The sequence below is a fragment of the Janthinobacterium sp. NFX145 genome (assembly GCF_049810325.1).
Classification (GTDB): Bacteria; Pseudomonadota; Gammaproteobacteria; order Burkholderiales; family Burkholderiaceae_D; genus Janthinobacterium; species Janthinobacterium rivuli.
The window spans coordinates 1,215,150-1,241,528 of sequence record NZ_CP187360.1 but is presented as its reverse complement, the minus strand read 5'-3'; the positions used below and the strand labels follow the sequence as shown (position 1 = coordinate 1,241,528).

Annotated in this window: 25 protein-coding genes and 1 pseudogene; 5 read left to right on the top strand and 21 right to left on the bottom strand. The window is 58.8% G+C overall.

Translation table 11 applies throughout. From position 1 onward, the window contains the following. Positions 1 to 106: 106 nt before the first annotated feature. Both ACPJXG_RS05510 and ACPJXG_RS05505 read right to left on the bottom strand, forming a co-directional pair. A complete protein-coding gene (locus tag ACPJXG_RS05510; protein WP_425253652.1) occupies positions 107 to 1,315 on the bottom strand; it encodes a DUF3443 domain-containing protein in 1,209 nt (402 codons plus the stop codon). A gap of 13 nt (positions 1,316 to 1,328) precedes the next feature. Beyond that, entirely contained in the window at positions 1,329 to 1,796 is a 468-nt protein-coding gene (locus tag ACPJXG_RS05505) for a DUF2844 domain-containing protein (protein WP_425253651.1), read from the bottom strand. 809 nt (positions 1,797 to 2,605) lie between these two features. Between ACPJXG_RS05505 and ACPJXG_RS05500 the strand changes: the two genes are divergently transcribed. Next, a complete protein-coding gene (locus tag ACPJXG_RS05500) occupies positions 2,606 to 5,023 on the top strand; it encodes a TonB-dependent receptor plug domain-containing protein (RefSeq protein ID WP_425253650.1) in 2,418 nt (805 codons plus the stop codon). An 84-nt stretch (positions 5,024 to 5,107) separates the two neighbouring features. Here the strand turns inward: ACPJXG_RS05500 and ACPJXG_RS05495 are convergent. Further along, positions 5,108 to 5,200, bottom strand: a pseudogene (locus tag ACPJXG_RS05495) (FxDxF family PEP-CTERM protein); the annotation flags it as partial. Positions 5,201 to 6,018: 818 nt separating this feature from the next. Here ACPJXG_RS05495 and ACPJXG_RS05490 point away from each other — a divergent pair. Together ACPJXG_RS05490 and ACPJXG_RS05485 are read left to right on the top strand one after the other, a co-directional pair. Further along, a complete protein-coding gene (locus tag ACPJXG_RS05490; protein ID WP_425253649.1) occupies positions 6,019 to 6,630 on the top strand; it encodes an immunity protein Imm33 domain-containing protein in 612 nt (203 codons plus the stop codon). After that, a complete protein-coding gene (locus ACPJXG_RS05485) occupies positions 6,627 to 6,980 on the top strand; it encodes an MmcQ/YjbR family DNA-binding protein (protein WP_425253648.1) in 354 nt (117 codons plus the stop codon). Before ACPJXG_RS05490 ends, ACPJXG_RS05485 begins: the two co-directional genes overlap by 4 nt. Here ACPJXG_RS05485 and ACPJXG_RS05480 read toward each other — a convergent pair. From ACPJXG_RS05480 to ACPJXG_RS05445, 8 genes are all read right to left on the bottom strand, one after another. Continuing rightward, positions 6,977 to 7,909 carry a CysB family HTH-type transcriptional regulator gene (locus ACPJXG_RS05480; RefSeq protein ID WP_070256667.1) on the bottom strand — a complete coding sequence of 311 codons (933 nt, stop codon included), beginning with the start codon at positions 7,907 to 7,909 and terminating at the stop codon, positions 6,977 to 6,979. The two genes, ACPJXG_RS05485 and ACPJXG_RS05480, sit on opposite strands and share 4 nt — an antisense overlap. Positions 7,910 to 7,923: 14 nt before the next feature. Further along, on the bottom strand, positions 7,924 to 8,994 hold the full coding sequence (locus ACPJXG_RS05475; RefSeq protein ID WP_035821525.1) for a sulfate/molybdate ABC transporter ATP-binding protein: 1,071 nt from the start codon (positions 8,992 to 8,994) through the stop codon (positions 7,924 to 7,926). 1 nt (position 8,995) lies between these two features. Further along, positions 8,996 to 9,922: a sulfate ABC transporter permease subunit CysW gene (cysW, locus tag ACPJXG_RS05470; protein ID WP_425253647.1), complete on the bottom strand. Its 927-nt coding sequence runs from the start codon at positions 9,920 to 9,922 to the stop codon at positions 8,996 to 8,998. Next, positions 9,919 to 10,728, bottom strand: a complete 810-nt coding sequence (cysT, locus tag ACPJXG_RS05465) for a sulfate ABC transporter permease subunit CysT (RefSeq protein WP_099408869.1) — start codon at positions 10,726 to 10,728, stop codon at positions 9,919 to 9,921. Before cysT ends, cysW begins: the two co-directional genes overlap by 4 nt. 227 nt (positions 10,729 to 10,955) lie before the next feature. After that, positions 10,956 to 11,594: a peroxiredoxin gene (locus ACPJXG_RS05460; protein WP_099762429.1), complete on the bottom strand. Its 639-nt coding sequence runs from the start codon at positions 11,592 to 11,594 to the stop codon at positions 10,956 to 10,958. A gap of 42 nt (positions 11,595 to 11,636) precedes the next feature. Beyond that, positions 11,637 to 12,203, bottom strand: coding sequence for an RBBP9/YdeN family alpha/beta hydrolase (locus ACPJXG_RS05455; protein ID WP_425253646.1), 567 nt, complete (start codon positions 12,201 to 12,203; stop codon positions 11,637 to 11,639). Positions 12,204 to 12,247: 44 nt separating this feature from the next. Next, entirely contained in the window at positions 12,248 to 13,252 is a 1,005-nt protein-coding gene (locus ACPJXG_RS05450) for a sulfate ABC transporter substrate-binding protein (protein WP_225242382.1), read from the bottom strand. Positions 13,253 to 13,382: 130 nt separating this feature from the next. Next, positions 13,383 to 13,766: a diacylglycerol kinase gene (locus tag ACPJXG_RS05445; RefSeq protein WP_425253645.1), complete on the bottom strand. Its 384-nt coding sequence runs from the start codon at positions 13,764 to 13,766 to the stop codon at positions 13,383 to 13,385. Between the two features lie 151 nt (positions 13,767 to 13,917). On the opposite strand from ACPJXG_RS05445, the gene ACPJXG_RS05440 reads away from it, so the two are divergent. Beyond that, positions 13,918 to 14,697 (top strand): IclR family transcriptional regulator, encoded by a 780-nt coding sequence (locus tag ACPJXG_RS05440; RefSeq protein WP_034747499.1) that lies wholly within the window; start codon positions 13,918 to 13,920, stop codon positions 14,695 to 14,697. Between the two features lie 32 nt (positions 14,698 to 14,729). Here ACPJXG_RS05440 and ACPJXG_RS05435 read toward each other — a convergent pair whose 3' ends face one another. The 3 genes from ACPJXG_RS05435 to ACPJXG_RS05425 all read right to left on the bottom strand — a co-directional run bounded on the left by ACPJXG_RS05435 (position 14,730) and on the right by ACPJXG_RS05425 (position 17,648). Continuing rightward, entirely contained in the window at positions 14,730 to 15,803 is a 1,074-nt protein-coding gene (locus tag ACPJXG_RS05435; RefSeq protein ID WP_219307640.1) for a serine hydrolase, read from the bottom strand. A gap of 177 nt (positions 15,804 to 15,980) precedes the next feature. After that, on the bottom strand, positions 15,981 to 16,700 hold the full coding sequence (locus tag ACPJXG_RS05430) for a nitroreductase (protein ID WP_278316821.1): 720 nt from the start codon (positions 16,698 to 16,700) through the stop codon (positions 15,981 to 15,983). Between the two features lie 21 nt (positions 16,701 to 16,721). Then, a complete protein-coding gene (locus ACPJXG_RS05425) occupies positions 16,722 to 17,648 on the bottom strand; it encodes a DMT family transporter (protein WP_099378012.1) in 927 nt (308 codons plus the stop codon). 349 nt (positions 17,649 to 17,997) lie between these two features. On the opposite strand from ACPJXG_RS05425, the gene ACPJXG_RS05420 reads away from it, so the two are divergent. Further along, positions 17,998 to 18,564 (top strand): phasin family protein, encoded by a 567-nt coding sequence (locus tag ACPJXG_RS05420; protein ID WP_035821535.1) that lies wholly within the window; start codon positions 17,998 to 18,000, stop codon positions 18,562 to 18,564. Between the two features lie 283 nt (positions 18,565 to 18,847). Here ACPJXG_RS05420 and ACPJXG_RS05415 read toward each other — a convergent pair whose 3' ends face one another. From ACPJXG_RS05415 to ACPJXG_RS05385, 7 genes are all read right to left on the bottom strand, one after another. Continuing rightward, positions 18,848 to 19,570 carry an ABC transporter ATP-binding protein gene (locus ACPJXG_RS05415; protein WP_152598918.1) on the bottom strand — a complete coding sequence of 241 codons (723 nt, stop codon included), beginning with the start codon at positions 19,568 to 19,570 and terminating at the stop codon, positions 18,848 to 18,850. An 11-nt stretch (positions 19,571 to 19,581) separates the two neighbouring features. After that, entirely contained in the window at positions 19,582 to 20,355 is a 774-nt protein-coding gene (locus ACPJXG_RS05410) for an ABC transporter ATP-binding protein (RefSeq protein WP_128142146.1), read from the bottom strand. Between the two features lie 12 nt (positions 20,356 to 20,367). Beyond that, the gene (locus tag ACPJXG_RS05405; RefSeq protein ID WP_099378016.1) at positions 20,368 to 21,585 is read right to left on the bottom strand and encodes an ABC transporter permease subunit; all 1,218 of its coding nucleotides are present in this window, start codon (positions 21,583 to 21,585) and stop codon (positions 20,368 to 20,370) included. A gap of 22 nt (positions 21,586 to 21,607) precedes the next feature. Beyond that, positions 21,608 to 22,537 carry a branched-chain amino acid ABC transporter permease gene (locus ACPJXG_RS05400; RefSeq protein WP_034747477.1) on the bottom strand — a complete coding sequence of 310 codons (930 nt, stop codon included), beginning with the start codon at positions 22,535 to 22,537 and terminating at the stop codon, positions 21,608 to 21,610. Between the two features lie 297 nt (positions 22,538 to 22,834). Continuing rightward, on the bottom strand, positions 22,835 to 23,782 hold the full coding sequence (gene ispH / locus ACPJXG_RS05395; RefSeq protein ID WP_035821545.1) for a 4-hydroxy-3-methylbut-2-enyl diphosphate reductase: 948 nt from the start codon (positions 23,780 to 23,782) through the stop codon (positions 22,835 to 22,837). Between the two features lie 12 nt (positions 23,783 to 23,794). After that, complete coding sequence (locus tag ACPJXG_RS05390; protein ID WP_034785165.1) at positions 23,795 to 24,250, bottom strand: FKBP-type peptidyl-prolyl cis-trans isomerase; 456 nt, start codon at positions 24,248 to 24,250, stop codon at positions 23,795 to 23,797. Between the two features lie 118 nt (positions 24,251 to 24,368). Next, positions 24,369 to 26,219 carry a LamG-like jellyroll fold domain-containing protein gene (locus ACPJXG_RS05385; protein WP_425253644.1) on the bottom strand — a complete coding sequence of 617 codons (1,851 nt, stop codon included), beginning with the start codon at positions 26,217 to 26,219 and terminating at the stop codon, positions 24,369 to 24,371. Positions 26,220 to 26,379: the final 160 nt, after the last annotated feature.

The following is a 26,379-nucleotide window of genomic DNA, read 5'->3' as shown; positions in this document are numbered from 1 at the left end:
TTTTACTTATATGAAATTAAATTTAAAACTATCGCCTCAGGCTGGCGCCATTCCTCCTCCCATTTAATATATTTAGTATTGCAGGTGAAATTTCCAGGTCAACATTTCAATATGCGACGTAGGGGCCTCTCGTACCCGCAGCGTCCATTCCTTCAATCGCAGTGAAGACTGTACGGCCAAAGAAAAATGAAAGTCCCCAGATAAAATCCCTGTCTCCTACGCCTATTCCGGCTCGTTTACTAAACACAGTACTGTTTCCCGTAGCCACATTAAAATTAATAGCGCCGCTGCGCCCATTGGTTCCGGTATTCACCGCACTACGGCTCAAGCTGGAACTCGGGCAGTAAAACACCAACATTCTGGCGGCATTGTTGCAAGTAGGTATGGTTGGGTCGTCGAAAAATAAAGCATTCGAACCGGTATCAAAAAATCCAAGCAATACTCGCCCCTGATATGCCGTTTCAAGATTTCCCGCACTGTTTAAGGTATAGATGTTGGCGCTACCCAGAGAATTATTTGATTGTGTACCGACACCAAAAGTCAAAAGGCCGGTAACACTGGCAACACCCTTGGCATCAATTTCTGGCAATTGCAACACGATGCCATTGTTATTTTTTTGAAATGATGCGACTGGATTGCTTACCTGCTTGATTAACGGCATTGCCGTGGATCTGCAATCTTGATCCGAGCAGGCGTAATACCATCCCTCGAAATTGTAATCGGCGCAATGCGCTCCGCAATCCTGCACGAATGACGCGACGCCAAGCACCCCATTGGCGTGAAAAGTTTCCACGGTGTTTTGTGGGTTTAGGGCACTGGAGCAGCCACTAGGTACAGAGGGAAAGGTATTATCGCCAATGATCTGCATTGAAATGTTGCGGGCGACCTCGCCACCAATACGAAAATCTGCCCGTTTCACGGAGCCCCAACTGTAACCATCGGCAAATTTGGCGCACTCAGCGATAGGTCTGCCTTCTGTATTCAGCAGCGCTGGCAGCGGCATATTTACAGCGAATGCCGAGGAAATTATTCGTAGACCGGTCGAGCCTGTATCAAGCAAGATATGATCAATCGTTTGACATTGCGTGCTACTGCCAGGCATGCACACAGTGATTGAAACGTAGGGCGTGTTGATTGCATTAATCGATTTTCCAGAGATCAAGGGGCCACCGTCCACCACCACCGCAACGGTGTTTGCGGGAAGTTCGACGGTATTTGTGGATGGCGGCGCCGATGGTGGCGCCGTGTTCCCGAGACGATTTTCGTTACCGCAAGCCTGCAACAGCAGGAACAACGCGAATATCAGGAAGCGCATTGTTTTCTTCCTCTTAGCGAATATCGTCTGAAGTCACGCCCTGCGGCAGCAGGCCCGGCACATATGCACTTCCAGCGAACGAACGTATATGGCCTCCGGAACGGAGTACTAATTGGTCTGACTGAATTGCAACACCACGCTGACCTGCTTTCCGCTGGCTGGCGGCAAACGCGTATTGATCGGCGTAGCTGCCCAGCAATTGTCGCAGGTCTGGCATGTTTGGCCCTTGCCAGCTGACAGCAAATACAACGTTATCGGCATTGATGTATTCCCGCACAGCGGTGCCTGACTGGTCTATTTTTTCGTCAATCACATATCCGCGATAATTAATCATGCGACCGCTAACTGCGGACTGCGCACCATTTGCTGCTTTAGCGCTACTGGCCAGCGAAACCACGGGAGCGCCGAGCGCCGCAAATGCTGGCGTCGACTGCAAAAACAGCGACATGCATGCAGACCCGAAAAATATAAAAAATTTCATAGATCCGACCTTTTTTTCGAATATTGTTTATGGGTTACCGCGAACATTCTGAACGCAGCATATATTTTTAACAAAAATAAATATGCCGAGGTTATTGCACGCCCTATTAATTTTTCGAACTGCCAAATTCCTGATTAATTCCGGCTTTCTTTTGAACGCCACACATAATTATTTTTTTAAAATCACGCTCAGTGAATTATTTGATTACGCCGAATTTTGAAATTATTAGTTGGCGCATTGAATTATCGAAATCCGGCTGGTGTACGCCAATCGATACTATTAATTGCGCATCTGAATGTTTTCAGACTAATATGAAATGAACGTTGCAAAAAATAGGAGTAGTCCTATTTGCTGATCTCTGGCGAGATTTTGTTGCACAAAGGCCACGCGGCGGTGCCTGAGTCGACGCTCAGGCAGAGCGTCACGATGAACGCACTGGCCAAACCGAATCGCTACTGGAAAAAACGCGCATCAAGTCACGCTGTCGCCGGAACTGGCGGCGACCGTAAACGCCACCTATGCCGATGCACTGAATCGAGGGGCAGCAGGCGCCCAGCTGACAGCTATATAGTCGTTTTTATACAACAGCTGGCAATTTACTACTGTGCAGCATTGCAGCCTTGCCATACCCGGTCGTATGCTGGAAACGAGGCCATATGCGCTACCCGCGCCATTTGGACGTGTATCAGACATTTATTGCATATCGATAGACAGAACGATTCGTAAGCACGCCACAGACCCACTGTTACTCTGATGTCATCACCGGACCGCCCTGGTTCGCGCATCCACCAACCGAAGAGATATCGTCGATGAGTTCAAGCACCGCCCGCTCCCAGATTCCCGCCCTGCCCGTGAAAACCGTTATTGCCGCCAGCCTGATCGCCTGCTTCAGCCTGCCCATGCACGCGCAAGCGCAGCAAGAGCTGCCGGCCGAAGGTGAATTGCAATCGGTGGTCGTCACCGGCACCTTCGCCAAGAACCGCCGCACCATCGATTCCGAATCGCCGATCGACATCCTCACTTCGCGCGACCTGCAAAGCACGGGTTCGGCCGAACTGGCCACCGTGCTGGCACGCCTGCTGCCATCGATGAACTTCCCCCGTCCGACGGGCGCCGATGGCAGCGATGCCGTGCGCCCTGCCCAGCTGCGCGGCCTGTCGCCCGACCAGACGCTGGTGCTGGTGAACGGCAAGCGCCGCTACACCTCGGCCGTCGTCAACGTCAACGGTACTCTGGGCCGCGGTTCGGCGCCGGTCGACCTGAACGCTATTCCCCTGGCCGCCATCGACCACGTGGAAGTGCTGCGCGATGGCGCGGCGGCCCAGTACGGTTCCGATGCGATTGCCGGCGTGATCAACATCATCCTGAAAAAAGGCGCGGCCGGCGGCGACATCGAAGTGGGCTATGGCCAGACGCAGGAACGCGACGGCAAGCAAAAATCCATCAAAGGCTCGGCCGGCTTCGCCCTGGGCGACGATGGCTGGGTGCGCGTCTCGGCAGAAGTGGCCGATCGCGGTCCGACCAACCGTGCCGGCCGCGATTTCAGCAACCCGCTGGAACCACGCTATGGCCAGGTCAACCTGCGCTACGGCGATGCCGAGAGCAAACCGGCCACCGTCTTCATCAACAGCGAATACCATCTCGGCGACAACCTGGACTGGTATGCCTTCGGCGGCTACGGCCAGCGCGACACCTCGGCTGGCGCCACCTGGCGCGCAGGCCTGGTGAAGGACAAAAATGGACAATACGTCACGCGCTCGTCGATCTTCCCAGAAGGCTTCTTGCCGATCCAGAACAGTACCCTGACCGACCAGTCGCTGGTAACCGGCTTGCGCGGCGAGGCGGCCGGCTGGCGCTGGGATGCCAGCCTGAATTACGGCAGCAACAAGTTCAAGCTGGATCTCGACAATACCGTCAATTTCGACCTGGCCGCCGCCAGCCCCACGCACTTCTATGTGGGCTCGCTGAAAAATGAACAGACCGTCCTGAATCTCGACGCGGCGCGCGAATTCCCCGTCGCTTACTTTACGGGGCCGCTGACTGTGGCCGTGGGCGCCGAAGCGCGCCATGAAAAATACACGATCGGCGCTGGCGAGCAAGCATCGTATACCGGTACCGGTTCACAGGGCTTTGCCGGCTTCCGTCCCGAAAACGCGGGTAGCCACAGCCGCCACAATGAATCGATCTACGTCAACCTGGAAGCGGAAGCGACGAAAAAACTGTCCGGTGGCGTGGCCCTGCGGCATGAGCGCTACAGTGATTTCGGCAGCACCACCTCGGCCAAGGGTTCGGCCCGCTATGCCTTCACGGACGCCCTGTCCCTGCGCGGCACCGTATCGAGCGGCTTCCGCGCGCCATCGCTGGCGCAGCAGTACTACACCATCACCACCACCAACTTCCAGGTCATCAATGGCACGAATACGGCCATCGAAACGGGTACCTTTGCCGTCAACACGCCGCAGGCACGCGCCCTGGGCGCACAAGACCTGAAGGCGGAGAAAGCGCGCAACTACAGCCTGGGCCTGCAGTTCCAGCCCACCCGCAACTTCACGACGACGGTCGACGCCTACCGCATCGACATCGATGACCGCATCCTGTTTTCCTCCAATCTGATACTCAGCACTACTTTGAAAAACATCCTGGCCGCGCAGGGGACGCCAGTGGGCGCGGGACGCTATTTCACCAACGCCGTCGATACGCGCACGGAAGGCGTGGACATCGTCAGCACCTACCGCATCGACTTGCAGGACAAGGATCGCCTGGACCTGACCGTGGCCTACAACCACAACAAGACCTCGGTACAGAAAGTGGCGGACAATCCGGCCATCCTGACGGCCAACAACCTGAAACTGATCGACCGCCAGACCATCCAGCGCGCTACAGTTGGTTCGCCGAAAGACAAGTTCAGCCTGGCCGCCGACTACAGCTTCGGCATCTGGAATGCGCACGGCGTCGTGACGCGCTACGGCAGCTTCATCGTGCCGCAAAACAATGCCCTGCAAGACCAGCACTACGATCCGCAATGGGTGCTGGACGTGTCCGGTTCCGTGAAACTGGGCAAGAACTGGCGCCTGGTGGCTGGTATCGACAACGTCACCAACCGCTATCCGGACCAGATCACCAGCGCGGGTAACCTCAACAATGGCGGCACCCAGCCGTACAGCGGCTTCGCACCGAACGGCTTCAACGGCCGTTACTACTACGCCAAGGCTGGCTATAGCTGGTAAATAACGCTCTGCCATGCAAAAAGCCCGGAACGCAAGATGTGTTTCCGGGCTTTTTCATGTCTTGCGCCCGCAGGCGCATCAGGCTCAGGCGCGGCGGCGACGCGCCGCAAAGCCAACCAGGCCCAGACCCAGCAGCAGCATGCCGTAGGTCGCTGGCTCAGGCACTGCCGAGACCGAGTTGAACGCGCGGAAATTGCTCAGGCCACGCGGCAGGTTGGCAATGCTGAAAACCGTATTGGCGGCCAACGGCGTGTCCCAGTGGAACAACAGTTCGCCACGGCCATAATGCACGGCCAGGTAGTCAAAGCTGGAGTTGACGGTGAACGAACCGGACTTGCTGCTGGCTATGTCGCCCTGGGCGGCCAAAACCAGCGAACCGGTGCCGCTCGATGGCAGACCAAACTTGCTGCTGACCAAGCTCTGGATGGCGGCCGCGCTTTGCGCGCCGGACGGGTTGGCGCCGTCATAGACCCAGACCGAGTCCGCTGCCACGCTGCCGTAGGTGACGGTATTGCTGCCCACCGCGAAACCGCTCATGGCAGGATCGGTGATTTCCACCCAGCTCGCCGCCTGGGCCAATGGCGCCAGGCAAACCGAGACAGCAAGGCAGAGACCCAGCACAGCACGTTTAGTCATGTTCATAATTTCCCCTATTGATAAATTTCAAAATTGCAATGTTGCTTGTATTTTTATTATATTTCCTTGCGATTGGACAAAAGATATCATTCAGGAAATCAAAATGCAATAAAAGAAACAAATTTTACGATTGGCATTTTCAATCGGCCTCATCAATTTCTTGCCGAGTCCGGCTATCAAGGGGCTTGCTGCTGTCCTTGCCATAACCGGACGCCGCTCCGGGAAACAGGATTGTTGTATATCGGCATGTGCCAAGCGGCAGAGTAACCCTGCGGCAATGACAAGCCTGCAGGTATGCGTGGTCATCCTGGCACGCAATCGGCTACCATGGGTTTTACTCTTCTTGATGACGGATCACCATGCCCAGCTGGCACCTGGCCGACGCTGCCGAACTGGCTGCGCGCCATCCCTACACTTTCTATAAATCGCCGCCCGAGGCCATTGCCCAGGTGCGCCCCGGCGAGGTGGTCAAGCTGATCTTCGCTTTCCACAGCGACGATCCGCAAGCGCCGGGCGCCGAGCGCATGTGGGTGCTGGTCGACACGGTCGAGCCGCATGGCCACTTCACCGGCAAGCTCGACAACATGCCCGGCTACATCGCCGATTTACAGGCCAAAGACCCCATCGCCTTCGATGCGCGCCACATCATCAATACGCAGCACGACGATGACGACAACCTCGTCAACCGCTACGCCGGCCTGTGCTTCGTGACGAAAAGAGTGCTGGAAGACGGTGCGCCCGTCGGTTATCTGTATCGCGAGGAGCCGGACAACGGCGACGACAGCGGCTGGCGCTTCACGGCCAACGACGAGAGCGACGACTACATGAACGACAGCGCCAACGTGGCCCTCGTGTCGCTGGGCGCCGTGCTCAGCGTGGATGACCGTTTTATCGCGCTGCTCGATGCGCCTGCCGGCGCGGCCTATGCCTTCGACCACAACACGCAACAATTCGTGGCGGTGGACGAATGACAACTGATGAATTGAAGGATTTTTGCGCGGCCCTGCCCGGCGCGCAAGCCGTGCTGTACGGCCCGCCGTCGAATATCCTCGTATTTGAAGTGAGCGGCAAGAAATTTGCCTATTTCAAGACCAGCGCGCCCGAGCAGTGGCGCTTCAGCCTGCGTGTCAGCGCGGAGCGCTTTATCGAATTGACGGACATGCCTGGCGTGAAACCGGCCCGCTACATGGGCCGCTTTCACTGGGTGACCATCGTTGACGTGGCGCGCTTCCCCGCCGATTACCTGGCAGAACTGGTGCGCGACAGCTACGCGCGCGCCGTGGCCAGCCTGACGCGCGCGCAAAAGGCCGCCATCGCCTAGAGGGCGTCCTCTCCCGCCATGGCGCGGTCGATGTCTTCGCGCGTCAGGTCCGGCGCCAGCTGCAGGATGAACTCATAGGCGTAGGCGCGCAGGTAGGCGCCGCGGCGCACGGCCAGGCGCGTCGTGTTGGTGGCGAACAGATGCGACGCTTCCACGGCCCTTAGCCCCTTGTCGCGGCCATGGTCGAAGGCCATCGAGGCAACAATACCCACGCCCAGTCCCAGCGCCACGTATTGCTTGATGACGTCCGAATCCATGGCAGTAAGGATGATGTCGGTCGCCACGCCCGCCTTGGCGAAAGCGTCGTCGATATGGCCGCGCCCCGTAAAACCCTTGTCGTAGGTAATCAACGGATATTTCGCCAGGTCTTCCAGGCGGATCGGCGAATGTTCGAGCAGCGGATGGCCGTCCGGCACGACGATCAGATGGCTCCAGCGGTAGCACGGGAACGACACGAGGTCGGGGAACTGGCTCAAGCCTTCCGTGGCGATGCCGATATCGGTCTTGCCAGACAGCACCCATTCCGCGATGTGCTCGGGCGCGCTTTGCTGTAGCGCAATACGCACGTCGGGGAAGGCGGCGCGGAAGCTTTGCACCACTTTCGGCAACGCATAACGGGCCTGCGTGTGCGTGGCCGCCACGGACAAGGTTCCGCTGGTCTGGCCGCTGTATTCGAGGCTGGCCTGTTGCAAGTTTTCCGCCTCGATCAAGAGGCGGTCGACGATCTTCAAAATGCCCTTGCCCGGCTCCGTCAAACCCGTCAAGCGCTTGCCGTTGCGCTCGAAAATCACCACGCCCAGCTCGTCCTCGAGTTCGCGGATTTGCCGGCTCACGCCCGGCTGCGACGTGAACAGGGCGTTGGCCACTTCCGTCAGGTTATAGCCGCGGCGGGCCGCTTCGCGGATCGAGCGCAGTTGTTGAAAATTCATAGTGTTCCTACCTTTTAGGTTCTTGTCGGTTCAACGAACACGTGCAGGCGTTTCGGGCGAACGACCAGGGTTTCGCCTTCTTTCAGTTGCAGATGGGTAAAACGCTCGTTCGACATCACAGCTTCAATCAGCTCGCTGTTATCGACGCGCTGCAAGTCCAGCTGGGCCAGCGGACCGATCGCATGGGCGCGGCTCAGTTTTACGACGATGCCTTCCGCGCCCTGTGTGTAGCGGTCGATTTCCAGGTCGTGCGGACGCACATAGGCCGTGCCCTTGCTGTCGCTCACGCCCGCGTAATCGGGCACCTCGAAGCTGGCGTCACCGGTGGCCATCACACCGTCATGCACGCGGCCGTGGAACAGGTTGACGTTGCCGAGGAAGCCGTAGACGAAGGGCGATGCCGGGTGGTTGTAGACTTGCTCCGGGGAACCGAGTTGCTCGACGGTGCCCTTGTTCATCAGCACGACCTGGTCCGCCACTTCCAGCGCTTCTTCCTGGTCATGCGTGACGAAAATGCTGGTGACGTGCAAGTCGTCATGCAGGCGGCGCAGCCAGCGGCGCAATTCCTTGCGCACCTTGGCGTCCAGCGCGCCGAACGGTTCGTCGAGCAGCAGCACGCGCGGTTCGACGGCCAGCGCGCGCGCCAGGGCGATGCGCTGGCGTTGCCCGCCCGACAGCTGCGGCGGATAGCGGTCGGCCAGCCAGTCCAGCTGCACCAGTTCCAGCAAATCTTTCACCTTGCGGCGGATCTGGTCTTCCGACGGGCGCTCGCTGCGCGACTTCACGCGCAAGCCAAAGGCCACGTTTTCAAACACGGTCATGTGCTTGAACAGCGCATAGTGTTGGAAGACGAAACCGACTTGCCGCTCGCGCACGTGACGGTTCGACGCGTCTTCCGCATCGAGCAGCACCTGGCCGCTATCAGGGTGTTCCAGACCGGCAATAATGCGCAGCAAGGTGGTCTTGCCGCAGCCGGACGGGCCCAGCAGGGCCGTCAATTCGCCGGCGGGAAAGTCCAGCGAGATATTGTCGAGGGCGACGAAATCACCGAAACGTTTATTGATGTTTTTAACTGCGATGGTCATATCAGTGCTCCGTAGAACGTAAGGCGGAATCGTCGGCGTCGCTCTCGTTCAAACGCCACTCAATAAAAGCTTTCAAGGCCAGGGTCACCAAGGCCAGCAAGGCCAGCAGGGAGGCGACGGCAAACGCGGCGGCGAAGTTGTACTCGTTGTACAGAATCTCCACCTGCAGCGGCATGGTGTTGGTTTCGCCGCGGATATGGCCTGAGACGACGGACACGGCGCCGAACTCGCCCATGGCGCGGGCATTACACAGGATCACGCCATACAGCAGACCCCACTTGATATTTGGCAAGGTGACTCGGCGGAACGTGTTCCAGCCCGAGGCGCCCAGCACGATGGCGGCCTCTTCCTCTTCGCTGCCCTGCGACTGCATCAACGGAATCAGTTCCCGCGCGACGAACGGGAAGGTGATGAAGATGGTGGCCAGCACGATGCCGGGCACGGCAAACAAAATCTTGATGTCGTGCGCCTGCAGCCATGGGCCGAACCAGCCCTGTGCGCCAAACATCAGCACATAGATCAGGCCGGAAATCACCGGGGAAACGGAAAACGGCAAGTCGATCAGGGTCAATAAAATGCTCTTGCCGCGGAATTCGAACTTGGCGATGCACCACGATGCCGCCACGCCGAACACCAGGTTCAGCGGCACGGCGATGGCGGCCGTGATCAGAGTCAATTTAATGGCGGAAATCGCATCCGGATCGATGATGGCGGCGATATACGCTTCCCAGCCCTTCTTGAACGCTTCCGCAAACACGGCCACCAGGGGCACGATCAAAAAGGTCGTCAGAAACAGCAAGGCGATGGTGATCAGTACCGTGCGCACCCACAACGGTTCCAGCACGACGGGGCCGACATTCGGCTCGAAGCGGCGCGCCGTCGGGCGCGCCTTGTCCACGCCAGCGGCGGCAGTCGTATTCGTACTCATGATTTCTTCGCCTTTCCGCGCGTCCATGCTTGCAGCAGGTTAATCGTCAACAACAGCAAAAAGGAGACCACCAGCATCACCACGGCGATGGCCGTGGCGCCTGCGTAATCGTATTGTTCCAGCTTGGTAATAATGAACAGCGGCGTGATTTCCGACACCATCGGCATATTGCCGGCGATAAAGATCACGGAACCGTACTCGCCCGTGGCGCGGGCAAAGGCCAGCGCAAAGCCTGTCAGCAAGGACGGCAAGATCGTGGGGAAGATGACGCGGATAAACGTTTGCAGGGAATTGGCGCCCAGGCTGGCGGCCGCTTCTTCCAGTTCCTTTTCCGCGTCTTCCAGCACTGGCTGCACGGTGCGCACAACGAAGGGCAAGCCGATGAAGGTCAGCGCCACCACCACGCCCAGCGGCGTGAACGCCACCTTGATGCCCAGCACGCCTTCGATGAACTGGCCGAACCAGCCGTTCGACGAATACAAGGCCGTCAGGGTGATGCCGGCCACGGCCGTCGGCAAGGCGAACGGCAAGTCGACCAGCGCATCGATGATGCGCTTGCCGGGGAATTTATAGCGCACCAGCACCCAGGCCAGGATGCCGCCAAACACCACGTTCAACAGGGCCGCGATCAGCGAGGCGCCAAATGTCAGCCGGTACGACGCCATCACGCGATCAGACGTGACGGCGCTGAAGAAGGCGTCCCATGTCATGGTGAACGTTTTCAGGAACACCGACGACAGCGGAATGAGAACGATCAAGGCCAGGTAAAAGAGCGTGAAGCCCAGTGACAGCTTAAACCCCGGCATGACCCGAAACGGCGCTCCACGCGCCTTGAGCGGTGCTGCTGATGCTGCAGACATAGAAACCCCTTCTTATTACATTTTTGAGTTATAGGGCGCAATAATCACATGCAATCGTTATAAAAAGAACTAACCATTTCTCATTTGCTTAGATGGATTTTGCATACTTGCCATGAAAGCTGCGGGCGAAAAAAAACGCACCGAACAGGTGCGTTTCATGAAAGCTGAAACGTTTATTTATTTGGCTGCGGCGTCAGACGGAGGTATGGCTTGGCAGCCGTAAACCCCTTCGGATACTTCTGCTTGATCACGTCCGGATCCTGCACGGTCAATGGAATGATGACGTCGTCGCCATCCTGCCAGTTGCCTGGCGTGGCAACCGTATAGCCGTCCGTCAATTGCAGGGCGTCGATGACGCGCAGGATTTCATTGAAGTTGCGGCCCGTACTGAGCGGATACGTGAGGATCAGTCGCACTTTCTTGTTCGGGTCGACGATGAAGACGGAGCGCACGGTGGCTGTGACGGACTGTTCCGGGTGGATCATGTCGTACAGCACCGACACTTTCTTGTCGACGTCGGCGATGATGGGGAAGCCCACCACCGTGTTTTGCGTCTCTTCGATATCCTTGATCCAGCTCTTGTGCGACTCGGCCGCGTCCACGGACAGGGCGATGGCCTTCACATTGCGCTTGTCGAATTCAGGCTTGAGCTTGGCTGTCAGGCCCAGCTCCGTCGTGCAGACGGGGGTAAAGTCGGCCGGGTGGGAAAACAGCACCACCCAGGAATTGCCAGCCCACTCGTGGAACTTGAGCGGGCCGATCGAGCTGTCTTGTTCAAAATCAGGGGCGACATCGCCCAGGCGTAAAGTCATCGTGATCTCCTGTGAGGTTATGTGGCAATCGAATTCGTCGAATCAGGCTGCCTGACGGTGGCGCTTGTCGCTTTGCGCCAGATCAAACAGCGTTTGCAGCTGCGCCTGGCCGTAGACCCAGTCGCCAAGGCGCGACTCGGCGTTGATATGGCCCAACGCACCGCCATCAATATACTTGCAATTCCAGCGCCGTGCCCACTGCGCCGCGTGTTCGGCCGTCATCCATGGATCGGTCTGGCTGGCGATCAGGATGCCGGGGCAAGGCAGCCGCTTTTGCGGCAATGCCTTCGCCACGCCAAACCTGTCGGGATCAGCCGGCCCCACCAGCAGCACGCCGGCCACGCCCTGCGGATCGCGGGCCAGGCTGTGCGCCGTCGTCAGGCAGCCGAAGCTGTGGGCGACGATCAGGGTTGGTCTTGCATCTTGCCGCCGCACCTGATCCAGGCGCGCCGACCAGGTGGCCAGGTCGGGCGCGTTCCAGTCGTCCTGCTCGACCCGCTCGAATTGCGGATACAGGCGCTGCCAGCGGCTCTGCCAATGCTCGGGACCGCTGTTATGCAAGCCCGGCACGATCAGTACCCGGTAATCGGAAAAGCTGCGCAGCGCCATGATGTGTCCTTTTAGTAACGGTCTGGCAATCGTGCCATCCGGTATTACTTAGGCTGGTAGATCTGGTCGAAGATGCCGCCGTCGGCAAAGTGCGCCTTTTGCGCGGTCGTCCAGCCGCCCGCCACTTGCTCGATGGTGAACAGGTTGACCTTGGCGAACTGCGATGCATATTTCTTCGCCGCCTTGTCCGTTGCCGGACGGTAGTAATTCTTGGCGATGATGTCTTGCGCTTCGTCCGTGTACAGGTAATTCAGGTAAGCCTCGGCCACCTTGCGTGTGCCATGCTTGTCGGCAAACTTGTCGACGACGGCGACGGGCGGTTCGGCCAGGATGCTGACGGACGGCGTGATGATGTCGAACTTGGTCGGGCCCAGTTCCTTGACGGCGAGATACGCCTCGTTTTCCCAGGCGATCAGCACGTCGCCGATACCGCGTTCAACGAAGGTGGTGGTGGCGCCGCGCGCGCCGGAATCGAGCACGGGCACGTTTTTATACAGCTTGCCGAGGAAATCCTTGGCTTTCGCTTCGTTGCCGCCCGGCTGGCGCAGCGCGTAGCCCCACGCGGCCAGATGGTTCCAGCGGGCGCCGCCCGAAGTTTTCGGGTTCGGCGTGATGACGGACACGCCCGGCTTGATCAGGTCATTCCAGTCCTTGATGCCTTTCGGGTTGCCCTTGCGCACCAGGAACACGATGGTCGAGGTGTAAGGCGAGCTGTTGTGCGCCAAACGCTTTTGCCAGTCGGCGGCCAGCAGCTTGTGCTCGGCCAGCGCGTCGATGTCGTAGGCCAGGGCCAACGTGACCACGTCCGCTTCCAGGCCATCGATGACGGCGCGCGCCTGCTTGCCGGAACCGCCGTGCGATTGCTTGATCTTGACGTTGTCGCCCGTCTTGCCTTTCCACTCCTTGGCAAACGCCGTGTTCACATCCTGGTACAGCTCGCGCGTCGGGTCATACGACACGTTGAGCAGGGTGATATCGGCAGCCTGCGCCGTTTGCAAAAGGGCAAACGCGCTGATGGCGGCGGCAATGATGATTTTTTTCGACAGCATCTAAGATCCCCGAGTGGTTGAACTTTCAGAGCCACCAGATTACGGCCCCGTGGCCGCAAAGAGAACGAAGCGTTTCGCCGTTTGATATGCGTTTTTCGCATATGGACGGCGCGCAACGGGGATTTAGCAGTTAATAGAAGCGGTTGAACAGGACCACGGCCCAGGTGGCGAAGGCGAGGATGCAGGTCAGCAGCACGGCGGCGCTGCCGAAATCCTTGGCGTTTTTCGACAGCGGATGGCGTTCCAGCGAAATGCGGTCAACCACGGCTTCGATTGCCGAATTGATCAGTTCCACGATCAAGACCAGCAACAGCACGCCGATCAGCACCAGTTTTTCAAACGCGGAGATGCGCAGCAGCAAGGCGATCATCGTGCCGACGACGAACAGGCCCAGTTCCTGGCGGAACGCATGCTCATGACGCCAGGCCGCTTTCAAGCCATCGAGCGAGTAGAAAAAGGCGGAAAAGATCCGCTTCAAGCCACTTTTACTTTTGAATTCATTTACAGGTTGCATAGTTTTCCATATGTAAAGCAGGTGCAGTGGGCACATTATGGGGGTGACATGGCAGTGTGACCATTTATTCGCTGAATATCTCGGAACATTTCACTATTTTTTCACATCATGGTATAAAGAAGCATGAATACTGCATTGCACCAAATCCATCATGAAAATTGAACCGGTCGCTGCCCCGAAGACAACGATACAGGTGATCGAACGCATGGTCGCCCTGCTCGATGCCCTGGCCAAATATTCCGACCCGGTCAGCCTGAAGGAATTGTCGAAAGTTTCCGGCTTACACCCCTCGACGGCGCACCGCATCCTCAACGACATGGTACTTACGCGCTTTGTCGACCGCATCGAACCAGGTACCTACCGGCTGGGCATGCGCCTGCTGGAACTGGGCAATGTGGTGAAAAGCCGCCTCAGCGTGCGCGAAGCGGCGCTGGACTTCATGCGCCAGCTGCACAAGAAAACCCAGCAAACGATCAACCTGTCAGTGCGCCAGGGCGACGAGATCGTCTACATCGACCGCGCCTTTTCCGAGCGCTCGGGCATGCAGGTGGTGCGCGCCATCGGCGGGCGCGGTCCGCTGCACCTGACCTCGACCGGTAAATTATTCCTTTCCGTCGACGAGCCGAAAGCCATCCGCGCCTACGCCACGCGCACGGGCTTGGCCGGACACAACAAGAATTCCATCACGGATCTGCAAAAGCTCGAACGCGAGCTGAGCCTGGTGCGCGAGCGCGGCTATGCGCGCGACAATGAAGAGCTGGAACTGGGCGTGCGCTGCATGGCCGCCGGCATCCGCGACGATACAGGCAAGCTGATCGCCGGCCTGTCGATCTCGGCGCCGGCCGACCGCTTGCAGGATGAGTGGCTGGTGGACTTGGTGGAGACGGCGAACCAGATTTCAGTGACGTTGGGTTTTATACCCCAAGACTAAAGAAACAGGGCAGCAACGCTGCCCCGTTTCTTTTATCCACCAGGCAAGCTCATGTTGGCTGGTTTCAAGGCTTCCAGCCACTTGCGCATGCGTCCCGCATCGGCCGTACGCGACTGTTTTCCCTTGGAATCGAGGAAGACCATGATCACGGCCCGTCCTTCGATGACAGCCTGCATCATCAAGCAACGTCCCGCCTCATTGATGAAGCCCGTCTTTTGCAGGCCGATTTCCCAGCCCGGATTGGCCACCAGGTGATTCGTATTGCCAAATTGCATGGGCTGGCCGCTGGCTTCGACGATGGCTTTCGGGTCCGTCGAGTACTCGCGCAGCAGCGGATGGCGGAAAGCGGCCATGGCCAGCTTGCCCAGGTCGCGCGCGCTGGCCACGTTCATTTTTGACAAGCCGCTGGAATCGACGTAATGCGTATCCATCATACCCAGCTGGCGCGCCTTGCTGTTCATGGCGTCGACAAACGAAGGCAAGCCGCCCGGATAATTGCGGCCCAGCGCCGAGGCGGCGCGATTTTCCGAACTCATCAGGGCAATGTGCAGCATATTCGCGCGCGTCAATTGCGAACCTACTTTCAGGCGCGAGCTGCTGAACTTGGCGCGGTCGACATCCTCGTCCGTGATCGTCAGTACTTCATCCATATCCTGGCGCGCTTCGACCACCACCAGGCCCGTCATCATCTTGGTGATGGAGGCGATGGGCAGGGCCACATTGGAATTCTTTTCAAACAGCACTTCCGCATTGGCCTGGTCCAGCACCAGCGCCACGCTGGACTTGAGGTCGAGCGGATCGCGCGTGAGGTTCAGGCCGGCCAGGTCGCCCATAGTCGGCATCGGTGCGGCCATGGGCACGGCCACGCTGCTGATTTTTTGATAGATGACTTTGCGTTTGCCGCGCACCATGACGACCCGGCGCACGGTCTTGTCGCGCGGCGCGGCCGTCGCGCCCTTGCGCAGCACGACTTTGACTTTCTTGGTGTTGTGTTTCTTGGAGGCTGAGGATTTGCCGTTCGCTTCCTTGGCGTGCACGGCCGCAGCCGGCGCCAGCGCAAACAGCAGGGAAGCCAGGATACCCAGCGCAAGTTTAAACTTAGCCATTCGTTAATTCCCCGTGAAGCTGTTGCATTATTGCAGTGTAGCGAAATGCAGAGTAATCGCAAGCCTATTTAACAGTTAGGACAGTATTTATTGCAGTAATGGAATACAAATCGTTGGCGATCCGCAAACGGGCTCATCCTTAACCGGCTGTTTGTCTGTGCCCATCGCCAGTCATGTCTATTTGTCCATGAATTTAACAAAGCCGGCCAGCGGCTCGCGTTCCGTGTTCAGCCGATTCTCGACCTTGTCCGGATCCGCATGGCCGAGAGCCATGCCGCACACCACCATTTCGCTGGCCGGCACGCCCAGCTCGTCGCGGATGATGTCATGGTAATGAATGAAAGCCGCCTGCGGGCAGGTGTCGAGCCCGCGCGCGCGCGCCGCCAGCATGATGTTTTGCAAGAACATGCCGTAGTCAAGCCAGGAACCCTGCTCCAACACCCGTTCGATGGTAAAGATCAGCCCGACGGGCGCATCGAAAAACTGGAAATTGCGCCCGTGCTGGGCCGCCATGCCGGCCGTGTCGCCCCGCTCCAGGCCCAGCAACTGGTACAGGTCCAGACCGATCTTGCGGCGGCGCTCGATGAACGGCGCCGTCCACTGGCGCGGGTAATAGATATACGAGGCCGTGCGCGCGGGCGCGTCGGGTGCCTTCGGCGCGTCGTAGGCGGCCAGGATGCGCTGCGACAAGCGCAGGCGCGCCTCGCCCGACAGCACATACACTTTCCACGGCTGCATGTTGGCGCCCGAGGGCGCGCGCGCCGCCACTTCCAGGATGCGCGCGATCTCGTCCTGCGCCACCGGCGTGGGTAAAAAGGCGCGGATCGAACGGCGCGACAGAATGACCGCGTCGACGGCTTGCTGCGCCGACTGTATGGTGGATGCTTGTTTGCTCACTGCCCTGCTCTCCCGCTATCTCTACTTCTTGACGACAAATACCACACCGACCACGGCCACCAGCATGCCGGCGATGCCCAGCATATTGAAGGCTTCGCCAAACATCAGCCAGGCCATCACGGCCGTCGTGGGCGGCGTCAGGTACAGCAAGCCCGTCACTTTCGTCGCGTCGCTGCGGCGTATCAGGGCGAACAGCAGGAAGATGGCGCCGATGGACAGCACGAGTACCGACCACAGCAAGGCGCCGATGAAATTCGCTGTCCATTGCACGTTGCTGAAGTGCAGGTCCAGCCCTTCGTAATACAGGGCGAATGGCAAGACCACGACGATGGAGGCGGCAAACTGCACCACCGTGCCCGTGCGCAAGTCGAATTGCGGGCAGTGGCGTTTTTGGTACATGGTGCCGGCCGTCATCGACAGCAGCGCGAACACGCACAGCAGCACGCTTTCCACCGTCAGGCCCACGAGGTTGATCTTCGCATACACGACGAGGGCCACGCCCAGCAAGCCGAAGAACAGGCCCAGCCACTGGCGCGGACGCACGGATTCGCCGATCAGCGGTGCGGCGCAGGCCGTCAGCACGGGCTGCATGCCGACAATTAACGCAGACAGGCCGGCCGGCATGCCCAGCTTGATGGCGCACCAGACGCCGGCCAGGTAGCCGGCCTGCATCAAAATGCCGGCCACGGCGATCTGGCGAAACTGTCCTACCGGCCAAGGCGCGCGCAACAGCAGCACCAGCGGCAGCAGGATCACCAGCACGCCCAGGAAGCGCAACAGCAGAAAGGTCAGCGGCGGCGCGTAGGGCAAGCCGAACTTGGCCACGATAAAACCTGTGCTCCATAACAACACAAAGAAGCCGGGCAAGGCCATCGGCGCCAGGGTCGTCAGGAAAGGGGTTTTGGGGGCTTTGCCGCTGGCGCCAGCCGCGGCGGGAAGATTGGACATGGTATCAACTCGGGAAACGGGATCGGCACCGGGGCCTGCGCCAGTGCGGGAGGCAAAGTCTAGCATGCTGCGCCGCACCCGTCCTGAAAGGCGGGGAAATAACAGTTTAGGGTTAAACCATTAGCACACAGAAATCAAATATTTCTCTTTAGAAACAATGGTTTTTGACGCAAATCTATTCAATTGTTGCATCGCACAAGAATCGCTTGACTTACGTTTTTTTCGCCGTAGAATAGGGTTTGTTGCGTTGCACAATTCTTGTTCAGCTTGAAAAATTTAGATTCACCTGCTTTCCCAAACGGTACACGCAGCATCAAATTAACCAGATTTCGATTTTTTGGAGATTTATATGTTTTCAATTCCTGAGCAATTCTCGTCCGCTACCAAAGCCAATCTGGAAGCCCAATTCGCCCTGTTCTCGTCGCTGACGGGCAAGGCCTTCGAAGGCATCGAAAAGATCGTCGAACTGAATCTGACCGCTGCCAAGGCAACGCTGGAAGAATCGACCGCCGCCGCCAAGCAATTGCTGTCGGCAAAAGATCCACAAGAATTCTTCTCGCTGAGCGCTGCTCAAGCCCAGCCTGGCGCCGAAAAAGCCATCGCTTACGGCCGTCACCTGGCTGCCATCACGTCCGGCACGCAAGCCGAGTTCAGCAAAGCTGCTGAATCGCAAATCGCTGAAACCAACCGCAAAGTCCTGTCCCTGGTGGAAGAAGTCACCAAGAACGCGCCAGCCGGTTCGGAAAACGCCGTCGCCATCCTGAAAAGCGCCATCGGCAACGCCAATGCAGGCTACGAGCAATTCTCGAAAACCAGCAAGCAAGCCGTCGAAGCCATCGAAGCCAACCTGGCATCGGCCGTGAACCAGTTCACGCAAGCGGCTGAAAAAGTCGTGCCGCGCGCTGCCGCCAAGTAATTATTAAGCGACCGCTACGGCGGTCCGCTAAGTAATCCTCGGGAAATTAGTGTGAATTTATGACAAACAGAACCGGATGCTATGCAAGGCGCTCGCTGCGACGCAGTGCGAGCACTGCTAGCAGTGAGTAACGCCGCAGAGCGCCGGTTATGGAAGTCAGAAATCACAATAATTTATTGGGGGTTACTTTAATACCAGCTCCTCCAGGCATCCATCCCGTACTTCCCCGACGGATGCCATTATGCCCCAGCCTAGCTGGGGCATTTTTTATGCCTGATCCCTTCTACTCCCCCAGATACGCCGCCTTCACGCGCGGGTCGTCGAGCATGGCGGCCGCGTTGCCGCCCATGGTGACCAGGCCGGAATCCATCACATAGCCGCGGTGCGCCGCCTGCAGGGCCAAACGGGCATTCTGTTCGACCAGCAAGATCGTGATGCCTTCGGACGACACCTTGCGGATCACCTCGAAGATTTTCTCGACCATGATGGGCGACAGGCCCATCGACGGCTCGTCGAGCAGCAACAGCTTCGGATGACTCATCAGGGCGCGCGCCATGGCCAGCATCTGCTGCTCGCCGCCGGACAGGGTGCCGGCCATCTGCGCCGCCCGTTCCTTGAGGCGGGGAAACACGTCGAACCAGCGGGCGATGTCATCCTCGACACCGGCCTTGTCCGTGCGCGTGTAGGCGCCCATCATGAGGTTTTCGCGGATCGACATGCGGGTAAACACCCCCCGCCCTTCCGGCACCATGGCCAGCTTTCTTTCCACCAAGTGAAATGATTTCGTGCCCTTGAGCGATTCGCCCAGGTAGCTGATCGTGCCCTCGATCTTGCATTCAGGCAAAGTCCCCGTGATGGCTTTCAAGGTCGTCGTCTTGCCGGCGCCATTCGCGCCGATCAGGGCGATCAGCTCGCCCTGGTTGACTTCCAGGTCGATGCCTTTCACGGCCTTGATGCCGCCGTAGGCCACGTGCAGGCCCGATACCTTCAATACATTCTTGTTCAAGCCATCGTTACTCATGCGTGCGACCCTCCCAGATAAGCCTCGATGACGGCCGGGTTTTGTTGTATTTCGGCCGGCAAGCCTTCCGCGATGCGCTTGCCATACTCGAGCACCGTGATGCGGTCGCACAGTCCCATCATCAGTTTCACGTCGTGCTCGATCAACAGCACGGTCTTGCCTTCGGCCTTGATTTTTACCAGCAACTCGCGCAGGGCCAGCTTTTCCGTCGCGTTCATGCCGGCCGCCGGTTCGTCGAGGGCCAGCAGTTGCGGATCGGTGGCCAGCGCGCGGGCGATTTCCAGGCGCCGCTGGTCGCCATACGACAAAAAGCGCGCCGTGCGGCTGGCGAACTGGGCGATGCCGACGAAATCGAGCAATTCCATGGCCCGCTGGCGGATGGACGCCTCTTCCTCGCGCGCCGCCTTGTGGCGGAAGATGGCGCCGAACACGCCCTGGTGCGAGCGCACATGGCGCCCCACCATGACGTTTTCCAGCGCCGTCATGTCGCCAAACAAACGGATGTTCTGGAAGGTGCGCGCAATGCCCGCCTTGGCCACCTTGTGTGGCGCGGACGGCGAATACGGCTTGCCGGCCAGCTCGAAGGTACCCGTATCAGGCTGGTACAGGCCGGTGATGACGTTGAAAAACGTTGTCTTGCCGGCGCCGTTCGGGCCGATCAAGCCATAGATTTGCCCTTGCCGGATGGTGATGCCCACGTCGGTCAGCGCCTGCAAGCCGCCAAAACGTTTATTCACGCCGGCAATATTGAGAATGATCTGTTCGCTCATGCTATCCCTCCCTTAAGCGGACACGACGCCGGTGGATTTGTTCGGCTGGTCGACGTCGTGGTCGGGCCGGTCTTCATGCTTCGGCGATGGCCACAGGCCGGCAGGACGGTTGAGCATGATCAAGACCATGGCCAGGCCGTACAGCAACTGGCGCAGCACTTCCGCCTCGATCACCACGTGGCCGAACAGCGCCTGCTGGGCCGGCTCCACCACGTGGCGCAGCACTTCCGGGATCGAAGCGAGGATCACGCCGCCGAGGATCACGCCGGGGATGTGGCCGATGCCGCCCAGCACCACCATGGCCAGCACGGCGATCGATTCCGTCAAGGAAAACGATTCCGGCGAAACAAAGCCCTGGAACGACGCAAACATGGCGCCGGCCACGCCGCCGAACGAGGCGCCCATGGAAAAGGCCAGCAATTTCACGTTGCGCGTGTTGATGCCCATGGCCTTGGCGGCGATCTCGTCTTCGCGGATGGCCACCCAGGCGCGGCCCAGGCGCGAATGCTGCAGGCGCTTGGTGACGAACACAACGGCGATGCACAGGAACAGGAACAAAAAGTAATAGGCGTTCACGGACGGCATGGAAAAACCGGCCACCGTGACGGTGCTGTTGGTGCCTGCCTCGCCCGCCAGGTTGACGCCGAAGATGCGGATCGGATCGATCAGATTGATGCCCTGCGGCCCATTCGTGAAATTGATCGGGTCATTCAGATTGTTCATGAAGATGCGGATGATCTCGCCAAAGCCCAGGGTCACGATGGCAAGGTAGTCGCCGCGCAGCTTCAAGGTGGGCGCACCGAGCAGGGCGCCGAACAGGCCGGCCACGGCAGCGGCCAGCGGCACGATGATCCAGATCGACAAATGGATGCCATTCTCCCGGATTTCCGGTCCCATCAGTTGCACCAGGGTTTCTCCCAGCACCGGATACTGATTCACCACCGATTCGAGCAGGATGGCGAACTGGGGCGACGCCAGCAAGGCCGTCAGGTAGGCGCCCACGGCATAGAAGGCGATGTAGCCGAGGTCGAGCAGGCCGGCGAAGCCGACGACGATGTTCAAGCCCAGGGCCAACATGATGTACAGCAAGGCCATGTCGATGATGCGCACCCACGAGTTGCCGAACTGGGCGGCAAAAAACGGGAACACCATCAGCAGCGCGGCCAGGCCCAGCATGCCGGCATAGGCTTTGGTCGGATTTTTCTTAGCGTCAAAATCGAGTAGTGCCATGATTTAATCTCCCAGTTTCACATCAGGCACGGTCGGCCACTCGTTCGCCCATGATGCCGGACGGGCGCAAGGTCAGCACGATGATCAGCACGACGAAGGCAAAGATATCCTGGTAGTGGCTGCCCAGGAAGCCGCCCGTGATGTCACCGATATAGCCGGCGCCCAGGCTTTCGATAATGCCCAGCAAGATACCGCCCAGCATGGCGCCATAGATATTGCCGATGCCGCCCAGCACGGCCGCGCAAAACGCTTTCAAGCCGGGGATGGCGCCCATGGAAAATTGAATGGAGGCATAGTTGGCGCCCCACATCACACCGGCCACGGCCGCCAGCGCGGCGCCGATGGCGAAGGTGGCAACGATGACCTTGTCGGAATCGACGCCCATGAGTCCTGCCACGCGGGGGTTTTCCGCCGTGGCGCGCATGGCGCGGCCCATCCGTGTTTTTTCCACCAGCAACACCAGTCCGCCCATCGACAGCGCGGCCAGGGCCAGCAGCAGCACTTGCGTTTGCGAAATCACGGCGCCGCCTATGTTGATGGGGTCGGTCGACAGCAATTGCGGGAAGGGCAAGGGATTGCGCGTCCAGATCATCATGGCGAAGGTTTGCAACAGGATGGAGACGCCGATGGCGGTAATCAGGGGGGCGAGGCGGGGGGCGTTGCGCAGGCGGCGGTAGGCGACCCGCTCGATGATGATGTTGACCAGAATACAGATGGGAATGGCGCCGAGAATGGCGGTGGCCAGTTTCAAATAGCCGGGCCAGTCCGGCACATAAATGCCCAGCAGTTTGAGGATGGTCAGGCCCACCATGGCGCCGATCATGAGCACGTCGCCGTGGGCGAAGTTGATCAGGTTCAGAACGCCGTACACCATGGTGTAACCGAGGGCGACTAAGGCATACATGCTGCCCAACACCAAGCCGTTAATGATCTGCTGGATGAATGTATCCATGATTGCCCTATCAAATATGCATTTTTCGGGAACAACTTCCGCCAGAACATGGGCCGCTGATACAAAAACGGCACCGGAGGAAGAATTCCTGCAGTGCCATCCCTGGACCGTTCTCACCAGCATGGTGCACGCACTCAAAACGGGCGTGACCTTGCTTAGTCATAACGACAACATATTCAAGCTTGAGGCAATCATAACGATCTTTTGCAAAAACTAAGCTTGGAATAAATCGATCATTTCCGAATTAAATTCGGTTTTGAGGTAACTATTTCACCGATACTCAATCGTCCCGCAGACTCAGGCGACGTCGCGCTTGATGCCGTCGAGGCCTTTCGGCATCGGGAACGTGACGGCTTCCTGCACCCCGTCGAGCGGGCGCACGCTCTTCACGCCGCACTCTTTCAAACGGTCGATGACGGCTTGCACCAGCACCTCGGGCGCCGAGGCGCCAGCCGTCACACCCACGCGCAGCTTGCCTTCCAGCCAGGCAGGGTCGATTTGCGAGGCATTGTCGACCATGTAGGCAGGCGTGCCCATCTTCTCGGCCACTTCGCGCAAGCGGTTCGAATTCGAGCTGTTCGGGCTGCCGACGACGATCACCACTTCCACTTGCGGGGCCATGAATTTCACGGCTTCCTGGCGGTTCGTGGTGGCGTAGCAAATGTCGCCTTTTTTCGGCTCGGCGATATTCGGATATTTCGCTTTCAAGGCCGCAATAATGTCGCTAGTGTCGTCAACTGACAACGTTGTTTGCGAAACATAGGCCAGGCTTTCCGGATTGGCAACCTGCAATTTCGCCACATCGTCGAGCGTTTCCACCAGATGCATGCCCATATCGGCCTGGCCCATCGTGCCTTCCACCTCGGGATGGCCATCGTGGCCGATCATGATGATCTCGCGGCCTTCGCGGCGCATCTTGCCCACTTCCATGTGCACCTTGGTGACCAGCGGGCAAGTCGCATCAAATATGCTCAGGCCGCGCGACTCCGCCTCGGCGCGCACGGCTTTCGACACGCCATGCGCGGAAAACACGAGCGTATTGCCAGCGGGCACGTCATCGAGGTCGTCGATGAAGATGGCGCCCTTGTTGCGCAAGTCGGCCACCACATAGGCGTTGTGGACGATTTCATGGCGCACATAGATCGGTGCGCCAAATTGCTGCAAGGCACGTTCGACGATTTCAATCGCCCGGTCGACGCCAGCGCAGAAACCGCGGGGCTGGGCCAGTAACAGTTCTTTATCCATCGCTACTCCTTTTTACAGCACCGAAATGAGCTTGACTTCAAAACGCAGCGGCTGGCCAGCCAGCGGATGGTTGAAGTCGAACAGGGCCGAATCGTCGCGCATTTCGCGCAGCACGCCGGCAAAGCGGCCGCCGCCCGGCGCGGCGAAGTCGACCAGGTCGCCGATCTTGTAGTCGGCACCGGGCACGGAGTTTTCGTCCAAGGTTGCGCGCGAAACGGACTGCACCAGCTCGGGATTGCGCTCGCCAAAGCCTTCGCCGGCCGCCAGTTCGAAGGTCTGGTGCGTGCCTTCAGGCAAGCCCAGCAGACGCTGCTCAAGGAATGGCGCCAGCTGGCCCTGTCCCAGCATCAAGGTCGCGGGATTGCCGCTGAAGGTCGTGACAATGTCAGTACCGTCAACAGTGGCAAGACGATAATGCAGGGTGAGGTAAGCCGCTTCGGTGACGACTGCTGGTTGCTCGTTGGACATAGTAGTTTTCAAGTAACTGGTGCAAAACGATATTGTAAGCCACCCTGAGCCAGCGCGCGCCATGCCATCTCGGCGCGGCCGTGCTTTTGTCAAAAAACATGGCCGCGCGCCCTGTCACTTATCCGACGTTGACGTACGTCAACCCGCCAGGCGTGCTGGCGTGATTGCCGAAGCCCGAGCTGTCTTCCAGATCGCCATCGAGCTTCCAGCGTCCCACGGGCCGGTGCACGATGCCATACTGGCCATAGTCATACACTTCCTTGGGCGTCAGCACGCGGTCGTACAGGATGACATCGGACAACTGCCAGGCGGGTGCGCCCTGCTCCAGCGCATCCACGGTGCGGCCGATCACCAGGGGCGCGCCGATGGCCTGCACGAACGGCGTCACCATCTTGCTGCCCTGCGACATCAGGAAATCGTCGACGTACAGGCTGATGGAACCATCATGCTTGACGGTGTAGGTGCAGCGAAACCAGCGGTTGGCGCTATCCACGTTCACGCCGTGACCATTGTTATTGAAGCCCGCACCAGCACTGTTGAGCAGGAACAGGAACGTCTGGATATCCTGCGTCAGCAGCGTCCATCCTTTCAGGTTCGCCTGACGCGCGACAAAAGCCCCACCCCGGCCCACCATCGTGGAAAATGCCTGCTGCCGGATACAATACGACAGCGAGAAATCGGCGCTCTCATAGCGCACGGACGACGGCACGGTGAGCATCAGGCCCGGCTGGAATTGCAAGGTTTTCTTTACGCCGAAGCAAGGCGTGGGCGGCGCCGGACGCATGGCATCTTCGCCGCGCAAGGCGTCCCAGACAGCCTTGCGTCCGTTGCTGTAGGCCGGCGTCTCCACCAGGTTCAGACCGTCGACCTCCATGGGCTTCCCCCCATTCCAGTCCCAATAGCACGCCAGTTGCACGCCCGTACGGCGTATGGCGCTCAGCAAGGCATGCAAGTTGTCTTGCCTTTCCGTATCTTGCAACGCCAGCTCCTGCTTTTGCGACAGGCAAAAGCTGCCAAGGTAATACGGCTTGCCCAAGGCATGTGCGGCACGCTGCATCACTTGCAGGTAAGCGAGCGAGGACGAGACGAAGTCGGCCGGCAAATCCGCGCTGCTGCCCAGGGCGCTGCTGACATATTCATTACCCGGGAACAGGTTTTCACAAAGACAGTCGACCGGATCCGGATTTACGAATGGCAAGGTTTCCGTGACGTATTGCTGCAAGGATCCTTGACGGGGCGAAGTATGAGCGATGCCGGCATTACCGGAAGAAATCATGCGCGCCAGGCCATCGTTGTCACGCAGCAATTGCGCCGTCTCCTGGATGATTTCCCGGGTAGCGGTCAAGCTGATCCCGGTCACGCCCATCAGCTCCTGCGCAGCCATCCAGGCGGCGATGCCCGCGTGGTTGCTGTAGTGCTGCGCAAAAGCCCGCGCAAAGGCACGCATATAGCGGCGTGTTTTCGACTGTGGATTGACCAGTGCGACCCGCGCAACTGCGGCCTGCTCGTCTTTTGTAGCGCCCGCAGGGCCCGCCTCGCCCACCAATTGCGGCACGGCGTAGGGATTCCAGAATGGGCAGGCGATGATGCCGATGCCATTGGCCAGCGCGCAATCGAGCAGCGCCGTTATGGCAAGCCAGTACGAATCTTTGATATTCACATCGGTTAGCGTGTTGTCGGTTGCGAACTTTGGCTCGCCAACAACTTCGCCCCAGTTCCAATAGCCATCCTTGCCCTTGAAAGGCGCCAGCATCACCTGGAGGTACTTGAAGCCGTTGGCGGCAAGATACGGCAAATCGGTGCTGTAATCGGGAGTCTTCGGGTCCGGAGCGAGCGGTGCGTTAACGCTCCATTGACGGTGTTCCAGATATGCATGCGCATTGAGGCCGATGCCGCTGACCTTGCCCGTATTGACGCCGGCGGCGTTGAACTCTTGCATGACTCCATTGATAACTTTGATGTACGGCATGACGACTCCTGTAAAACAAGTGGAAGACATTGAGTTCAGGGCCCTGACTCCCCGTCGCTGCAACTTGCATGGAATGCAACGACAGGCAAATGATAGCGCCTGAAAATGGCCGGGCCGGGCATCTTGGTTTTTGTTTTTTTACCATGAACCGACATAAAGA